Origin of the sequence: Streptomyces sp. NBC_00873, from assembly GCF_045207415.1 — a bacterium.
In the GTDB taxonomy this organism is placed as follows: domain Bacteria; phylum Actinomycetota; class Actinomycetes; order Streptomycetales; family Streptomycetaceae; genus Streptomyces.
The window spans coordinates 2,578,180-2,594,507 of record NZ_CP108803.1 but is presented as its reverse complement, the minus strand read 5'-3'; the positions used below and the strand labels follow the sequence as shown (position 1 = coordinate 2,594,507).

The window sequence follows — 16,328 nt, the reverse complement described above, 5'->3', positions numbered from 1 at the left end:
CGAATCGATGCATGAGGACGCGATGTCCACTGTCACCAAGGACCTGGCACCGCACCCGGACGCGCCCACCGGTCACCGGACCGAGGGACGCGTCGGCGCGGGGCTGTTCGACCCCAAGCAGCTGCTCAAGTCCTTCCCCGACGCGGTCCGCAAGCTCGATCCGCGGGTGATGGTCAAGTCTCCGGTGATGTTCGTGGTCCTGGCCGGTTCGGTGCTCACCACCGTCCTCGCCGCCCTGGACCCGACCGACTGGTTCGGCTGGGCGATCGCCGCGTGGCTCTGGCTCACCACGATCTTCGCCAACCTGGCGGAGGCGGTCGCCGAGGGCCGCGGCAAGGCACAGGCCGACACGCTGCGCAAGGCCAAGACCGGCACGGTCGCGCGCCGGCTCGTCGGGAAGAACGAAGGGCGCGTACCCGGCACCGATCTGCGCATCGGTGACCTGGTGGTCTGCGAGGCCGGTGACATCGTCCCCGGCGACGGTGACGTCGTCGAGGGCGTCGCCAGCGTCGACGAGTCCGCCATCACGGGGGAGTCGGCACCGGTCATCCGGGAGTCGGGCGGCGACCGCTCGGCCGTCACCGGTGGTACGAAGGTGCTCTCCGACCGCATCGTCATCAAGATCACCACCAAGCCCGGTGAGACCTTCATCGACCGGATGATCAACCTGGTCGAGGGCGCCGCCCGGCAGAAGACGCCCAACGAGATCGCGCTGAACATCCTGCTCGCGTCCCTCACCATCGTCTTCCTGCTGGCCGTCGTCACCCTGCAGCCATTCGCGATCTACGCCGGACAGCGGCAGTCGATGATCGTGCTGACCGCGCTGCTGGTCTGCCTCATCCCGACCACCATCGGCGCGCTGCTCTCCGCGATCGGCATCGCCGGCATGGACCGCCTCGTCCAGCGCAATGTCCTCGCCATGTCCGGACGCGCCGTCGAGGCCGCCGGCGACGTGTCGACCCTGCTGCTCGACAAGACCGGCACCATCACCCTCGGCAACCGGCAGGCCGCCGAGTTCGTCCCGGTCACGGGGGTGACGGAGGCCGAACTGGCGGACGCCGCCCAGCTCTCCTCGCTGGCCGACGAGACGCCCGAGGGCCGCTCCGTCGTCGTCCTGGCGAAGGAGACGTACGGGCTGCGCGAGCGCCACCAGGGTCAGCTCGTCGGGGCCGAGTGGGTCGGCTTCACCGCACAGACCCGGATGTCCGGTGTGGACGTCGAAGGGCGCAGGATCCGCAAGGGTGCGACCGGCTCGGTCGTCGCCTGGGTCGAGGAGCGTGGCGGCACCGTCTCACCGGACGCCCGCACGCTCACCGACCGGATCTCCCAGGCGGGCGGTACGCCGCTGCTGGTCGCCGTCGACGACGAGCGGGGTGCCCGGATTCTCGGGGTCATCCACCTCAAGGACGTCGTCAAGGAAGGGATGCGGGAGCGGTTCGACGAGCTCCGCCGGATGGGTATCCGTACGGTGATGATCACCGGCGACAACCCGCTGACCGCGAAGGCGATCGCCGAGGAGGCGGGGGTCGACGACTTCCTCGCCGAGGCCACGCCCGAGGACAAGATGGCCCTCATCAAGCGTGAGCAGGCCGGCGGCAAGCTCGTCGCGATGACCGGCGACGGCACGAACGACGCGCCGGCGCTCGCCCAGGCCGATGTCGGCGTGGCCATGAACACCGGTACCTCGGCCGCCAAGGAGGCCGGGAACATGGTGGACCTGGACTCCAACCCGACGAAACTCATCGAGATCGTCGAGATCGGCAAGCAGTTGCTGATCACCCGCGGTGCGCTGACCACCTTCTCGATCGCGAACGACGTCGCGAAGTACTTCGCGATCATCCCGGCGATGTTCGCCGCGGTCTACCCGGGCCTGGACAAGCTGAACATCATGCAGCTGTCCTCGCCGGAGTCCGCGATTCTGTCCGCCGTCGTCTTCAACGCGCTGATCATCATCGCGCTGGTGCCGCTCGCCCTGAAGGGCGTGCGCTACCGGCCGAGCAGCGCCGACTCGATGCTCCGGCGGAACCTCGGGATCTACGGGCTCGGCGGCCTGATCGCCCCGTTCATCGGCATCAAGATCATCGACCTGATCCTCTCCCTCATTCCCGGAATCGGCTGATCGCGCCATGACCTCCATGAACAACTCCGCGGGAAACACCGTTCGGCTGCTCTGGGCCGGGTTGCGCGCCCTGCTCGTCCTCACGATCGTCTGCGGCGTGATCTACCCGCTCGCCGTCACCGGCGTCGCCCAGGGCCTCTTCCCGGGCAGGGCGAACGGCTCCGAGATCACGGCGAACGGCAAGGTCGTCGGCTCCGAACTGATCGGCCAGCGCTACGACCTGCCGCTGAAGAAGGGCCAGGAGACCCCGGCCCCGGACCTCAGGTGGTTCCAGCCGCGCCCGTCCAACGGGCTCGGCACCAACAGCGTCAACACCCAGTACAAGCTGATCCTGTCCGGGGCGACGAACCGGTCCGGCGACAACAAGGATCTGATCGACTGGGTCACGGACGCCAAGGCCGCCGTCGTCAAGGACAACTCCGTACCCGGGCACCCGGTCAAGCCCTCGGACGTGCCGGCCGACGCCGTCACCTCCTCCGGGTCCGGTCTCGACCCGGACATCTCCCCGGCGTACGCACAGCTCCAGGTGCGCCGCGTCGCCGAGCGGAACCACCTCGGTGTCGACCAGGTCGAGAAGCTCGTGAAGCAGCACACCGACGGCCGGATCCTCGGCTTCGTGGGCGAGCCGCGGGTCAACGTCCTTCAGCTCAACATCGCGCTCGAGGAGCTGGTGAACGGGGGCTGATCCCTTCGTCGGCGGATGTGCCGGGTCGCCGTGGCCGTGCGGTGAGGTCCACTGCGGCCCGGCGCCGTACCCGCCCGGGGTCCTGGGCCATTGCCCAGCCGTGTGCCTCATGGACATACTGGCGGCCGACGGGGACCGACCACGCATGGGGGAGCGCATGACCGACAGCACCGGCGGAAAGAGCACCGGCGCGCAGGGCGGCACGGCCGTCGCCGAGGACCCGGCCCGCGGGCCGATGGTCCGCGTCGAGGACCTGCACCGCTCGTACGGAACCGGCGCGCGCGCCGTCCACGCGCTGCGCGGGGTCTCCTTCGACGTGCCGCGGGGCGAGCTCGTCGCACTCAAGGGGCGCTCGGGCTCCGGCAAGACAACCCTGCTGAACCTGGTCGGCGGCCTCGACAGCCCCGACGGCGGCCGGATCACCGTCGACGGCACGGACCTCTCCGAGCTCGGCGAGAACGGGCTGCTGGAGCTGCGCCGGGACCGGATCGGCTTCATCTTCCAGTCGTTCGGCCTGATCCCGATCCTGACCGCCGCGGAGAACGTCGGCGTACCGATGCGGCTGCGCAAGGCGGATCCGCGCGAGCGGGAGGACCGGGTGGCCCTGCTGCTCTCGCTGGTCGGGCTCGGCGACCACGGTGCGCAGCGGCCCGGCGAACTCTCGGGCGGCCAGCAGCAGCGCGTCGCCATCGCCCGCGCGCTCGCCAACCGGCCCGCACTGCTGATCGCGGACGAACCGACGGGCCAGCTCGACGCGGAGACGGGGCTCGCCGTGATGGAGCTGTTGCGCGCGGTGGTACGGAGCGAGGCGGTGACCGCGCTGGTGGCGACGCACGATGCGCAGCTGCTGGGGCTGGCGGACCGGGTGCTGGAGCTGAGCGACGGGCACATCGCCGAGTACGCGTAGGGGTGGGGGAGACGGGTGCCCGGGTTCGTCCGTCCCGGGTACCTTTTGTTGCCCATGTTCGGAATATGCGCGATATGCCCGGTTCAGCGCATCAGAATTCTGTCAATTCGGCCTTCTGTCCGGCTCTATGCCCTATTTGCCGTAATTCCTCGGGGTAACGTCGAGTTCGGCTGCCGCATCGGCCGCAGCCGTTCTGAAAGACAATGGGGCCATGGCACGCGGCAAGCTTCGGATCTACCTGGGTGCGGCACCGGGCGTCGGCAAGACCTACGCGATGCTCTCCGAGGCCCATCGCAGGGTGGAGCGGGGCACCGACTGCGTCGTGGCGTTCGTGGAGCACCACGACCGGCCGCGCACCGAGGTCATGCTGCACGGCCTGGAACAGATCCGGCGTCGCGAGATCGAGTACCGGTCCGCCGCCTTCACCGAGATGGACGTCGACGCGGTCCTGGAACGTGCCCCGGCCGTCGCCCTGGTGGACGAGCTGGCCCACACCAATGTGCCGGGCTCCCGCAACGCCAAGCGCTGGCAGGATGTCGAGGAACTCCTCCAGGCCGGCATCGACGTCATCTCCACCGTCAACATCCAGCACCTGGAGTCGCTGGGTGACGTGGTCGAGTCGATAACGGGCGTACGGCAGCGCGAGACCGTCCCCGACGAGGTCGTCCGCCGCGCCGACCAGCTCGAACTGGTCGACATGTCGCCCCAGGCGCTGCGCCGCCGGATGGCCCACGGCAACATCTACAAGCCGGACCGGATCGACGCGTCCCTGTCCAACTACTTCCGCCCGGGCAACCTCACCGCCCTGCGCGAGCTCGCCCTCCTCTGGGTCGCCGACCGGGTCGACGAGTACCTCCAGGAGTACCGCGGCGAACACAACATCCGCTCCACCTGGCAGGCCCGCGAACGCATCGTCGTCGGACTCACCGGCGGCCCCGAGGGCCGTACGCTCATCCGCCGCGCAGCCCGTATGGCCGCCAAGGGCTCCGGCAGCGAGATCCTCGCCGTCTACATCGCCCGCAGCGACGGACTGACCTCCGCGTCGCCCAAGGAACTCACCGTCCAGCGCACCCTCGTCGAGGACCTCGGCGGTACGTTCCACCACGTCATCGGCGACGACATACCCTCGGCGCTCCTCGAATTCGCCCGCGGTGTCAACGCCACCCAGATCGTGCTCGGCTCCAGCCGCCGCAAGGCCTGGCAGTACATCTACGGACCCGGCGTCGGAGCCACCGTCGCCCGCGAGTCCGGCCCCGACCTCGATGTCCACATCGTCACGCACGAAGAGGTCGCCAAGGGCCGCGGACTGCCGATCGCCCGTGGCGCCCGGCTGGGCCGGGCCCGGATCGTCTGGGGCTGGCTGGTCGGGGTCGGCGGCCCGGCCCTTCTCACGGTGCTGCTCACCGGCATGAAGGACGGCCCGGGGCTCGCCAACGACGTCCTGCTCTTCCTCTTCCTGACCGTCGCAGCAGCCCTGATCGGCGGGCTGCTGCCCGCCCTCGCCTCGGCGGCCGTCGGCTCCCTGCTGCTGAACTACTGGTTCACCCCACCGACCCACACCCTGACGGTTCAGGATCCGAGGAACTTCGTCGCCATCGTGATCTTCTTCGCGGTCGCGGTGGCGGTGGCCTCCGTCGTCGATCTGGCGGCCCGCCGTACCCATCAGGCGGCCCGGCTGCGCGCCGAGTCCGAGATCCTCTCGTTCCTCGCGGGCAGCATCCTGCGCGGCGAGACGACGCTGGACGCCCTGCTGGAGCGGGTCCGCGAGACCTTCGCGATGGAGTCCGTCGCGCTGCTGGAGCGGAAGAGCGACGTCGACCCGTGGACCTGTGCGGGCAGCGTCGGCCCCGGGCCGGTCGCCCGCCCCGAGGACGCCGATGTGGACATGCCCGTCGGCGACCACATGGCACTCGCGCTGTCCGGCCGGGTGCTGCCCGCCGAGGACCGTCGCGTGCTCGGCGCGTTCGCCGCCCAGGCCGCCGTCGTACTCGACCGGCAGCGACTGGTCGGGGAGGCGGAGGAGGCCCGCCGGCTCGCCGAGGGCAACCGGATACGGACCGCGCTGCTGGCCGCCGTCAGCCATGACCTGCGGACCCCGCTGGCCGCCATCAAGGCCGCCGTCAGCTCACTGCGCTCCGACGACGTCGCCTGGTCCGACGAGGACCAGGCGGAGCTTCTGGAAGGCATCGAGGCCGGCGCCGACCGCCTCGACCACCTGGTCGGCAACCTCCTCGACATGTCCCGGCTGCAGACCGGCACCGTCACCCCGCTGATCCGCGAGATCGACCTCGACGAGGTGGTCCCGATGGCGCTCGGAGGCGTACCGGAGGACAGCGTCGACCTGGACATCCCGGAGTCGCTGCCGATGGTCGCCGTCGACCCGGGGCTGCTGGAGCGGGCCGTCGCCAACATCGTCGAGAACGCCGTCAAGTACAGCCCCGACGGGGAACGCGTCACGGTGGCCGCCAGCGCGCTGGGCTCCCGGGTCGAGCTACGGGTGGCCGACCGCGGGCCCGGCGTCCCCGACGAGGGCAAGGAGCGGATCTTCGAGCCGTTCCAGCGTTACGGCGACGCCCCGCGCGGCGCCGGAGTCGGCCTGGGACTCGCCGTCGCCCGCGGCTTCGTGGAGTCCATGGGTGGCACCCTCGGAGCCGAGGACACCCCCGGCGGTGGCATGACCATGGTCCTGACGCTCGAGGCGGTGTCGGGATACGTTCCGGTCGGCCCCGACCTGCCGGCGCAGGTCGCCTGATGAATCTTCGTACGCCTCAGTCAGCAGTTCCGTACAGCAGAAAGGCAGGTCCGCGATGACCCGGGTGCTTGTGGTCGACGACGAGCCGCAGATCGTACGCGCCCTCGTGATCAACCTGAAGGCGCGCAAGTACGAGGTGGACGCCGCTCCCGACGGTGCGACCGCCCTGCAGCTCGCCGCCGCGCGCCACCCCGATGTCGTCGTCCTCGACCTCGGGCTGCCGGACATGGACGGCGTCGAGGTGATCAAGGGGCTGCGCGGCTGGACCCGGGTGCCGATCCTGGTGCTCTCCGCCCGCCACACCTCCGACGAGAAGGTCGAGGCGCTGGACGCCGGGGCCGACGACTACGTCACCAAGCCGTTCGGCATGGACGAGCTGCTGGCCCGGCTGCGTGCCTCGGTACGGCGGGCCGAGCCGGTCGGCCAGGACGGCGCCGACGACGTCGTGATGGTCGAGACCGAGGGGTTCACCGTGGATCTGGCGGCGAAGAAGGTCCACCGCGAGGGACGCGACGTGCGGCTCACCCCTACCGAGTGGCATCTGCTGGAGGTCCTGGTCCGCAACGGCGGCCGGCTGGTCAGCCAGAAGCAGCTGCTGCAGGAGGTGTGGGGGCCCTCCTACGGCACCGAGACCAACTATCTGCGGGTCTACATGGCACAGCTCCGGCGCAAGCTGGAGGCGGATCCCTCGCACCCCCGGCACTTCGTCACCGAGCCGGGCATGGGCTACCGCTTCGAACGCGGCTGACGCCCGAGCGCACCGGATCGACGGCGGCCGGCGCCCCGCGCGTACCGGACGGGCGTCAAGACCGGGCCGTACCGGGTACCCCGTTCGAGTGGGAGAACGGACATCTACCGGACCGCCGTGGCCCGGTACCCTTCGGGTATGAGTGCTGTTCCACGTCCCGAGAAGGCGGAGAGGCCGTCCGGCCGCTTTCGCCGGATGCTCGACCGGCTGTCCAGCTCCCAGCAGGACCTGGAGTCGGAGGAGCTGCAGGAGGACTCGCAGGCATCGGGTTGCACGCGGATCTCCGACTGCACCGACCGCCAGATCGTCAAGGTGACTGGTACGTTGCGGACCGTCACCCTGCGGCCGCGCGCCGGAGTGCCCGCCCTGGAGGCGGAGCTCTTCGACGGCACCGCACCGCTCGACGTGGTCTGGCTGGGCCGGCGCTCCATCCTGGGCATCGAGCCGGGCCGCAAGCTCATCGCCTCGGGCCGGATCGCCATGAGTCACGGGCGCCGGGTGCTGTTCAACCCCAAATACGAACTCCGACCGCTCGGCAAGGAGTAGCCGGTGACGTCTCTCGACAAGCCGACGTCCGACACGGACCGCACCAACCCCACCGCCCAGCAGGAGGCCGACGCCAAGGCGGTCACCGAAGCCGCCCTCTTCGAGGCATTCGGCGGCATCCGAGGGATGGTGGAGACAGTCCTTCCCGGGCTGCTCTTCGTCACGGTCTTCACCATCTACAAGGACCTGCACACCTCGGCCATCGCGGCGCTGGCCGTGTCCCTGGTCCTCGTCGCCGTACGGCTGATCCGCAGGGACACCGTCAAGCACGCCTTCAGCGGGGTCTTCGGCGTCGCCTTCGGTGTGGTCTTCGCGATGATGACGGGCAATGCCAAGGACTTCTACCTGCCCGGGATGCTCTACACGCTGGGTCTGGCCCTCGCGTACCTCGTCACGACCCTCGCAGGGGTGCCGCTGATCGGCCTGATGCTGGGCCCGGTCTTCAAGGAGAACCTCTCCTGGCGTACCAGGAACCCCGGCCGCAAGAAGGCGTACGCCAAGGCCAGCTGGGCCTGGGGGCTGATCCTGCTCGCCAAGTGCGCGATCCTCTTCCCGCTCTACTGGTGGGCCGACACCGCGCAGCTCGGCTGGGTCCTGGTCGCCCTGAAGATCCCGCCGTTCCTGCTCGCGGTGTATCTGACCTGGGTCTTCCTCGCGAAGGCGCCGCCGCCGATCGACGTCTTCGCCGAGATGGAGGCGGAGGAGGAGGCCGAGAAGGCCCGCAAGGCGGAAGCCGCCGCGGCCGTCCGTCACCACGAGGTCTGACCGGTCCGCGACAGCCGAAGGGGCCCGGAACCGTTACGTACGGTTCCGGGCCCCTTCGGCGTACAGGAGAATACGGGACGGCAGCCGTCAGCCGCCGCTGATCTCGCGACGCACCGAGAGGAGGTCCTCCAGCTGCTCCTCGCGCGCCTGGGCGGCCACGAACAACAGCTCGTCACCGGCCTCCAGCGTCTCCTCGGAGCTCGGCGTCAGCACCCGTGTACCGCGGATGATGGTGACCAGCGAGGTGTCCTCCGGCCACGCCACATCGCCGACCTGGGTACCGGCCAGCGCCGACTCCGGGGGCAGCGTCAGTTCGACCAGGTTGGCGTCGCCGTGGCTGAAGCGCAGCAGCCGGACCAGATCGCCGACGCTCACCGCTTCCTCGACCAGCGCGGACATCAGACGCGGCGTGGAGACCGCGACATCGACGCCCCACGACTCGTTGAACAACCACTCGTTCTTCGGGTTGTTGACCCGGGCGACGACCCGCGGCACGCCGTACTCCGTCTTGGCGAGCAGCGAGACGACCAGGTTCACCTTGTCGTCGCCGGTCGCGGCGATCACGACATTGCACCGTTGGAGCGCCGCCTCGTCCAGCGAGGTGATCTCGCAGGCGTCCGCGAGCAGCCACTCGGCCATCGGCACCCGCTCCACCGAGATGGCGGTCGGCGCGTTGTCCACGAGCAGCACCTCGTGGCCGTTCTCCAGCAGCTCGCCCGCGATGGAACGGCCCACCGCGCCGGCCCCGGCAATCGCGACACGCATCAGTGACCGCCCTCCTCAGGACCCTCGGCGAAGGCCGCCTCGACCTTCGCGACCTCGTCCGTTCGCATCATCACGTGGACCAGGTCGCCCTCCTGCAGCACCGTCTGCGACGAAGGCAGTATGGCTTCGCCCAGTCGGGTGAGGAACGCCACGCGGACGCCTGTCTCCTCCTGCAGTGTGCTGATCTTGTGCCCGATCCACGACGGCGTGGTGTGCACCTCGGCGAGCTGGACACCACCGCTCGGGTCCCGCCACAGCGGCTCGGCGCCCGACGGCAGCAGCCGCCGCAGCATCTGGTCCGCGGTCCAGCGCACGGTGGCGACCGTGGGGATGCCGAGGCGCTGGTAGACCTCGGCGCGCCGCGGGTCGTAGATCCGCGCCGCGACGTTCTCGATGCCGAACATCTCGCGGGCCACCCGGGCGGCGATGATGTTCGAGTTGTCGCCGCTGCTCACCGCGGCGAACGCACCGGCTTCCTCGATCCCCGCCTCACGGAGGGTGTCCTGGTCGAAACCGACGCCGGTGACCCGCCGTCCGCCGAATCCGGACCCGAGGCGTCGGAACGCCGTGGGGTCCCGGTCGATCACGGCGACTGTGTGCCCCTGCTGCTCCAGGGTCTGCGCGAGAGCGGCTCCTACTCGCCCGCAGCCCATGATGACGATGTGCACCTTGCGCCTACCTCGCAGTCCTGGTCGTCCGGCTGACCTGCGAAAACACCCTGCTCACACTCTTTCCTCAGCTTGCCGGGCAAACAACGGGGCAACGTTTTCCGGCGTTGCCCGGGATGAGCTTATGCGGCCACGGACGCGTCGCCCCATTCGAGTGTGCTTTCACCGCGGCGGTGCCTGCAAAGGGGTGGCAAAGCGGAACGCCGGGGCAGACGCCCGCCGCCGGCCGTTGTGCACAGCACAGCACAGGACATCGGGCCCCGAGGCTGAACTCTTGAGTCTCGCAGTCACAGACATCTAACATGTCAGTTCATGGAGACTCTCCGGCCCGTCCAACGGACTCTGCTGCGGGACACCGCGTACGGGGCCATCCGCGACGCCATAGTCCGTGGCGAGATCCCACCCGGCGCGTCCGTGCGCGACGCCGACCTCGCCGAACGGCTCGGACTCTCCCGCGCCCCGGTCCGCGACGCCCTGTCCCGGCTCACCGGCGAAGGCCTCGTCGAGAGCAAGCCGCAGAGCTATACACGGGTGACGCGGCTCGTCCCGCGCGACGTACGCGACGCTGCCGCCGTCGTACGCGCCATGCAGGAACTTGCCGCCCGCACCGCCGTACCCCTGCTCACCGACGCGGACATCACCGCGATGCGCGCGGCGAACTACCGCTTCCGGGCAGCGACCCGGGGCGGTGACGTCGCGGGCGCGCTGCGCGCCGACGACGAGCTGCACGACGTCCTCGTCACCGCCTGCGGCAATCGCGCCGTCGCCGCCACCGTCGAGCGTTACACGCCGCTGATCCGGCGCCTGGAATGGCGGCAGTTCGGCACGGAGAGCGCTGCGCACGGCTCGGCAGGACTGCACGACCGGCTGATCGAGGTGTGCGCGGCGCGCGATGCGGAGGCCGCAGCCCGGATCACCGCGGAGATCTGGCGCGCCCTCGAAGAACTGGCTGACGAACCCGCTGACGACGAACCCGCCGACGAGACATCGGCCGACGCGCCCTGACCGGCTGACCGGCTGACCGCAGGAACCGCAGAAGCCCGCAGAACCCGCCACCCCATGACGTCAGGAGCCCCATGACGACCTCCGCCGCCTCCGCCGCATCCCTCTCCTCGTACGCCCGCTATCCGCTCCTCTTCGGCCCCTCGCCCGTGCACCGCCTCGACCGCCTCACTGCTCACCTCGGCGGCGCCGCGGTCTGGGCCAAACGCGAGGACTGCAACTCCGGCATCGCGTACGGCGGCAACAAGACCCGCAAGCTCGAATACCTCGTCGCCGACGCCCTGGCGAAAGGCTGCGACACGCTCGTCTCGATCGGCGGCGTGCAGTCCAACCACACCCGTCAGGTGGCGGCGGTCGCGGCCCGGGCGGGCCTGAAGTGCGTACTCATCCAGGAGAGCTGGGTGGAGTGGCCCGACGCCGTCTACGACAAGGTCGGCAACATCCTGATCAGCCGCCTCGCGGGCGCCGATGTCCGCCTGGTGCGCGCGGGGTTCGGCATCGGCGTCAAGGAGAGCTGGGAGCTGGCGCTGCGCCAGGTCGAGGAGGGCGGGGGACGTCCGTACGCCATCCCGGCCGGCGCCTCCGACCATCCGCTCGGCGGACTCGGCTTCGCGGGCTGGGCGTACGAGGTGGCCGAGCAGGAACGCGAGCTCGGCGTCTTCTTCGACACCGTCGTCGTCTGCTCGGTGACCGGTTCCACCCAGGCCGGCATGGTCGCGGGCTTCGCCGCCATCGAGGAGGCGGGCGGCCGCCCCCGCCGCGTCCTGGGCGTCGATGCCTCCGCCGAGCCCGCCCGTACCCGCGACCAGATCGCCAGGATCGCCGCCGCCACCGCGCAGCTCATCGGCGTACGGCGGGAACTCACCGTCGACGACATCGAACTGGACGAGCGGTACCACGCGGGGACGTACGGCATCCCCGACGACACCACCCTCGACGCCATGCTGCTGGCCGCCCGCACCGAGGGCATGATCACCGACCCCGTCTACGAGGGAAAGTCGATGGCCGCCACCGTCGACCTCGTGGCGCGCGGTGAGATCGACCGGAACGCCACCGTCCTCTACGCCCATCTCGGTGGCCAACCGGCACTGAACGGTTACAGTGCGCTGTTCTCGTAGGCGGCGAGTGCAAGGATTCCGTTAAGGATTCCGTGGCGTTCTCGGCTATGTGCAGGAGATTGCGGGGCCACGGGGGTGGTGTGTGGGCGGCCTCCATACGGAACGCTTACGATCCTCTGCGTGTCCAAACTGACCGACGTGCCCAAACGGATCCTGATCGGCCGGGCGCTGCGCAGCGACAAGCTGGGGGAAACACTCCTCCCCAAGCGCATCGCCCTCCCCGTCTTCGCATCCGACCCGCTGTCCTCGGTGGCGTACGCACCAGGAGAAGTTCTCCTGGTGCTGTCCGTCGCGGGCGTGTCGGCGTACCACTTCAGCCCGTGGATCGCGGCCGCTGTCGTGGTCCTGATGTTCACGGTCGTCGCCTCGTACCGGCAGAACGTGCACGCCTACCCGAGCGGTGGCGGCGACTACGAGGTCGCCACCACCAACCTCGGCCCCAAGGCCGGCCTGACCGTCGCCAGCGCCCTGCTGGTCGACTACGTCCTGACCGTCGCCGTGTCGATCGCCTCCGGTGTGGAGAACCTCGGCTCCGCGGTCCCGTTCGTCGTCGAGCACAAGACGGTCTGCGCGATCGGGGCCATCGTGCTGCTGACGCTGATGAACCTGCGGGGCGTCAAGGAGTCCGGCAAGCTCTTCGCCATCCCCACCTATCTCTTCGTGGCGGGCGTCTTCGTCATGATCGCCTGGGGTGCGTTCCGCGGTCTTGTCCTCGGCGAGACCATGCACGCCCCGACCGCGGACTACGAGATCAGGCCCGAGCGCGAGGGCCTGGCCGGGTTCGCCCTCGTCTTCCTGCTGCTCCGGGCGTTCTCCTCCGGCTGTGCGGCGCTGACCGGCGTCGAGGCGATCAGCAACGGTGTCCCCGCCTTCCGCAAGCCGAAGAGCAAGAACGCCGGGACCACCCTCGCCATGATGGGGCTGCTGGCCGTCACCATGTTCTGCGGCATCATCGCCCTGGCCATGGCCACCGGTGTGAAGATGGCGGAGAACCCGGCGAAGGACCTGATCCACAACGGCGTCGCCGTCGGTTCGAGCTTTGTCCAGGACCCGGTGATCTCCCAGGTCGCGGCCGCCGTCTTCGGCGAGGGATCGTTCCTCTTCGTCATCCTCGCCGCGGCCACCGCCCTCGTGCTCTTCCTGGCCGCCAACACCGCGTACAACGGCTTCCCGCTGCTCGGCTCGATCCTCGCCCAGGACCGGTACCTGCCGCGCCAGCTTCACACCCGCGGCGACCGGCTCGCCTTCTCCAACGGCATCGTGCTGCTGGCCGGCGCGGCCATCCTGCTCACCTGGGTCTACGGAGCCGACTCCACCCGGCTGATCCAGCTCTACATCGTCGGTGTGTTCGTCTCCTTCACCCTCAGCCAGACCGGCATGGTGCGGCACTGGAACCGCCATCTGAGCACCGAGAAGGACCCGGCCAAGCGCCGCCACATGATCCGCTCCCGGGCGATCAACACCTTCGGCGCCTTCTTCACGGGCCTGGTGCTCGTCGTCGTCCTCGCCACGAAGTTCACCCACGGCGCCTGGGTGGCGCTGCTCGGCATGGTGATCTTCTACGGGACGATGACCGCGATCCGCAGGCACTACGACCGCGTCGCCGAGGAGATCTCCGCCGACGAGGCCCCGTCCGACGACACCATGAAGCCCTCCAGGGTCCACTCCATCGTCCTGGTCTCCAAGCTGCACCGGCCCACGCTGCGCGCGCTCGCGTACGCCAAGCTGATCCGCTCCGACCAACTGGAGGCGCTCTCCATCAGCGTCGACCCGACCGAGACGAAGGCGCTCAAGGAGGACTGGGAGCGGCGCGGCATCAACATCCCGCTGAAGATCCTCGACTCCCCGTACCGCGAGGTGACCCGCCCGGTCATCGACTACGTGAAGAGCCTCCGCCGGGAGAGCCCGCGCGATGTGGTCAGCGTCTACATCCCGGAGTACGTGGTCGGCCACTGGTACGAGCATCTGCTGCACAACCAGAGCGCCCTGCGCCTCAAGGGGCGGCTGCTGTTCACCCCCGGTGTCATGGTGACGTCCGTCCCGTACCAGCTGGAATCCTCCGAGGCCGCGAAGAAGCGCGCCAGGAAGCGCGCGGACTGGAACGCTCCGGGTTCGGTGCGCCGGGGCCCCGTGGAACGAAGGACCAAGGAGACCAGCAAGAGCTGACCTTCCGTGCCCGCCGTTTGGTAAGCGGCCGGACGCCACCCGCGTAGACTCGTGGGTTGTTGTCCGGCCGTTTTCCTTTGATCTCTGGAGCCACCCCCTCATGCAGAACGAATCCACCTCGTCGCCGGCCGAGGACTCGCAGACCGGGGACTCACTGATCGGCGAGGAGTACGAGGTCGAGGTGGGCCCCGTCGCCCACGGTGGCCACTGCATCGCCCGTACCTCGGAGGGCCAGGTCCTCTTCGTGCGGCACACCCTCCCCGGCGAGAAGGTCGTCGCACGGGTCACCGACGGCGCGAAGGACTCCCGCTTCCTGCGGGCCGACGCCGTCACGATCATCGAACCGTCCAAGGACCGTGTCGAGGCCCCCTGCCCGTACGCCGGCCCCGGCAAGTGCGGCGGCTGCGACTGGCAGCACGCCAAGCCGGGCGCCCAGCGGCGGCTCAAGGGCGAGGTCATCGCCGAACAGCTCCAGCGCCTCGCGGGCCTCACCCCCGAGGAGGCGGGCTGGGACGGCACCGTCATGCCGGCCGAGGGTGACAAGCTCCCCAAGGGCGAGGTGCCCGCGTGGCGAACCCGCGTCCAGTACGCCATCGACGAGAACGGCCGGGCCGGCCTGCGCAAGCACCGCTCGCACGACGTCGAACCGATCGAGCACTGCATGATCGCGGCGCCCGGAGTCTCCGAACTCGGCATCGAGCAGCGCGACTGGACCGGCATGGCCTCGGTGGAAGCCATCGCCGCCACCGGTTCCAACGACCGCCAGGTCATCCTCACCCCGAAGCCCGGCGCCCGGCTGCCGCTCGTCGAGCTCGACAAGCCGGTCTCGGTCCTGCGCGTCGACGAACGCGACGGCGGCATCCACCGGGTCCACGGCCGCGGCTTCGTCCGCGAACGCGCCGACGACCGCACGTACCGCGTCGGCTCCGGCGGCTTCTGGCAGGTCCACCCGCAGGCCGCCAACACCCTCGTCCGCGCCGTCATGCAGGGCCTGCTGCCCCGCAAGGGCGACACCGCCCTCGACCTGTACTGCGGCGTCGGCCTGTTCGCCGGCGCCCTCGGCCAGCGCATCGGCGAGAAGGGCGCGGTGCTCGGCATCGAGTCCGGCAAGCGCGCTGTGGAGGACGCACGCCACAACCTCCAGGACCTCGACCGGGTCCGCATCGAGCACGGCAAGGTCGAGCAGATCCTGCCCCGCACCGGCATCACCGAGTGCGACCTGATCGTCCTCGACCCGCCGCGCGCGGGCGCGGGCAAGCAGACGGTGAAGCACCTGACCGGCCTCGGCGCCCGCCGCATCGCCTACGTCGCCTGCGACCCGGCGGCACTCGCCCGCGACCTGGCGTACTTCCGGGACGGCGGCTACAAGGTGCGGACGCTGCGGGCGTTCGATCTGTTCCCGATGACGCATCACGTGGAGTGCGTCGCGATCCTTGAACCGGCCGCGAAGGGCTCCTGACCTGCGGTTTCGTGCGTGCTTCTTGGCCTCGGTGAGTTCCTTCTCAGTGGCGACGTGCTCTTCCCGGTCCTGTTCCTGGAGGACGAGGAACCCCACTGCTTGTCCTTGCGTGGTGATGGTGAAGTGGGGTGGTGCGCTGCGGCGGCGGTGCGGCCGGGGTGCGGCACCTGTCGCTCCGGCCGAGCAGGAGTGTCCTCCGCCCTCGGCAGCGGTGATCAGTGCCTGGACGAGGCGGAGAGCGCGCCCTTGCACGGGTCTGGTCAGGCCGAGCGGCTGGGATTGGTTCTGCATGGCTCGGACCCACGGTGTGCGGGCGGGTGAGCCGGGACTGGACAGGGACGGGTTCGAGGACGGCAAGGCGCCAGGCGGGGATGTCGACCAGCTTGATCTCGTACCCGTCACGGCACCAACCCCCGTACAACTCCTTTGCCTTCGGGACCCTTCCCGACCTGCGCGCGGCAGCGATGCGGGACGGCCAGTTCACGGAGTCCGGACCACTGCCGCTCTTGACGATCCGGCCGCCGGCGTCCGCGAGGTCTCGCAGCAGCTGTTCCGTGAACGTCACACGAATCTGTGAGGTGGCGCGTGGCTCTCGCGCAGGGGCAGGAACCGCGTGGGCTCCTGCGGA

Annotated in this window: 13 protein-coding genes; 11 read left to right on the top strand and 2 right to left on the bottom strand. The window is 69.8% G+C overall.

Features of this window, described 5'->3' with window-relative positions:
- The first annotated feature begins 22 nt into the window (after window positions 1-22).
- The 7 genes from kdpB (at window position 23) to OH809_RS11615 (ending at window position 8,522) form a co-directional block, all read left to right on the top strand.
- On the top strand, window positions 23-2,119 hold the full coding sequence (gene kdpB / locus OH809_RS11645; RefSeq protein ID WP_406425242.1) for a potassium-transporting ATPase subunit KdpB: 2,097 nt from the start codon (window positions 23-25) through the stop codon (window positions 2,117-2,119).
- Between the two features lie 16 nt (window positions 2,120-2,135).
- Window positions 2,136-2,804 carry a potassium-transporting ATPase subunit C gene (locus OH809_RS11640; protein ID WP_406425244.1) on the top strand — a complete coding sequence of 223 codons (669 nt, stop codon included), beginning with the start codon at window positions 2,136-2,138 and terminating at the stop codon, window positions 2,802-2,804.
- 157 nt (window positions 2,805-2,961) lie between these two features.
- Window positions 2,962-3,711, top strand: a complete 750-nt coding sequence (locus tag OH809_RS11635; protein WP_406422455.1) for an ABC transporter ATP-binding protein — start codon at window positions 2,962-2,964, stop codon at window positions 3,709-3,711.
- Window positions 3,712-3,922: 211 nt separating this feature from the next.
- Window positions 3,923-6,463: an ATP-binding protein gene (locus tag OH809_RS11630; RefSeq protein ID WP_406422456.1), complete on the top strand. Its 2,541-nt coding sequence runs from the start codon at window positions 3,923-3,925 to the stop codon at window positions 6,461-6,463.
- A gap of 55 nt (window positions 6,464-6,518) precedes the next feature.
- A complete protein-coding gene (locus OH809_RS11625) occupies window positions 6,519-7,211 on the top strand; it encodes a response regulator (RefSeq protein WP_406422457.1) in 693 nt (230 codons plus the stop codon).
- Between the two features lie 138 nt (window positions 7,212-7,349).
- Complete coding sequence (locus OH809_RS11620; protein WP_406422458.1) at window positions 7,350-7,757, top strand: OB-fold nucleic acid binding domain-containing protein; 408 nt, start codon at window positions 7,350-7,352, stop codon at window positions 7,755-7,757.
- Window positions 7,758-7,760: 3 nt separating this feature from the next.
- The gene (locus tag OH809_RS11615; RefSeq protein WP_406422459.1) at window positions 7,761-8,522 is read left to right on the top strand and encodes a DUF3159 domain-containing protein; all 762 of its coding nucleotides are present in this window, start codon (window positions 7,761-7,763) and stop codon (window positions 8,520-8,522) included.
- Between the two features lie 87 nt (window positions 8,523-8,609).
- Here OH809_RS11615 and OH809_RS11610 read toward each other — a convergent pair whose 3' ends face one another.
- Window positions 8,610-9,287 (bottom strand): potassium channel family protein, encoded by a 678-nt coding sequence (locus OH809_RS11610; RefSeq protein WP_406422460.1) that lies wholly within the window; start codon window positions 9,285-9,287, stop codon window positions 8,610-8,612.
- Complete coding sequence (locus OH809_RS11605) at window positions 9,287-9,955, bottom strand: TrkA family potassium uptake protein (protein ID WP_358860377.1); 669 nt, start codon at window positions 9,953-9,955, stop codon at window positions 9,287-9,289. Before OH809_RS11605 ends, OH809_RS11610 begins: the two co-directional genes overlap by 1 nt.
- A gap of 312 nt (window positions 9,956-10,267) precedes the next feature.
- Between OH809_RS11605 and OH809_RS11600 the strand changes: the two genes are divergently transcribed.
- From OH809_RS11600 to OH809_RS11585, 4 genes are all read left to right on the top strand, one after another.
- Window positions 10,268-10,960 (top strand): GntR family transcriptional regulator, encoded by a 693-nt coding sequence (locus OH809_RS11600; protein WP_406422461.1) that lies wholly within the window; start codon window positions 10,268-10,270, stop codon window positions 10,958-10,960.
- A 71-nt stretch (window positions 10,961-11,031) separates the two neighbouring features.
- Window positions 11,032-12,075, top strand: coding sequence for a 1-aminocyclopropane-1-carboxylate deaminase (locus OH809_RS11595; RefSeq protein WP_406422462.1), 1,044 nt, complete (start codon window positions 11,032-11,034; stop codon window positions 12,073-12,075).
- 120 nt (window positions 12,076-12,195) lie between these two features.
- Window positions 12,196-14,241, top strand: coding sequence for an APC family permease (locus tag OH809_RS11590; RefSeq protein WP_406422463.1), 2,046 nt, complete (start codon window positions 12,196-12,198; stop codon window positions 14,239-14,241).
- A gap of 100 nt (window positions 14,242-14,341) precedes the next feature.
- Window positions 14,342-15,700: a class I SAM-dependent RNA methyltransferase gene (locus tag OH809_RS11585; protein ID WP_406422464.1), complete on the top strand. Its 1,359-nt coding sequence runs from the start codon at window positions 14,342-14,344 to the stop codon at window positions 15,698-15,700.
- Window positions 15,701-16,328 lie beyond the last annotated feature (628 nt).

Excerpts from the sequence above, each read along its gene's own strand:
- OH809_RS11610 (WP_406422460.1), bottom strand. The coding sequence starts at position 9,287 with ATGCGTGTCGCGATTGCCGGGGCCGGCGCGGTGGGCCGTTCCATCGCG.
- OH809_RS11595 (WP_406422462.1), top strand. The coding sequence starts at position 11,032 with ATGACGACCTCCGCCGCCTCCGCCGCATCCCTCTCCTCGTACGCCCGC.
- OH809_RS11630 (WP_406422456.1), top strand. The coding sequence starts at position 3,923 with ATGGCACGCGGCAAGCTTCGGATCTACCTGGGTGCGGCACCGGGCGTC.
- OH809_RS11585 (WP_406422464.1), top strand. The coding sequence starts at position 14,342 with ATGCAGAACGAATCCACCTCGTCGCCGGCCGAGGACTCGCAGACCGGG.
- OH809_RS11625 (WP_406422457.1), top strand. The coding sequence starts at position 6,519 with ATGACCCGGGTGCTTGTGGTCGACGACGAGCCGCAGATCGTACGCGCC.
- OH809_RS11640 (WP_406425244.1), top strand. The coding sequence starts at position 2,136 with ATGAACAACTCCGCGGGAAACACCGTTCGGCTGCTCTGGGCCGGGTTG.
- OH809_RS11600 (WP_406422461.1), top strand. The coding sequence starts at position 10,268 with ATGGAGACTCTCCGGCCCGTCCAACGGACTCTGCTGCGGGACACCGCG.
- kdpB (WP_406425242.1), top strand. The coding sequence starts at position 23 with ATGTCCACTGTCACCAAGGACCTGGCACCGCACCCGGACGCGCCCACC.
- OH809_RS11620 (WP_406422458.1), top strand. The coding sequence starts at position 7,350 with ATGAGTGCTGTTCCACGTCCCGAGAAGGCGGAGAGGCCGTCCGGCCGC.
- OH809_RS11635 (WP_406422455.1), top strand. The coding sequence starts at position 2,962 with ATGACCGACAGCACCGGCGGAAAGAGCACCGGCGCGCAGGGCGGCACG.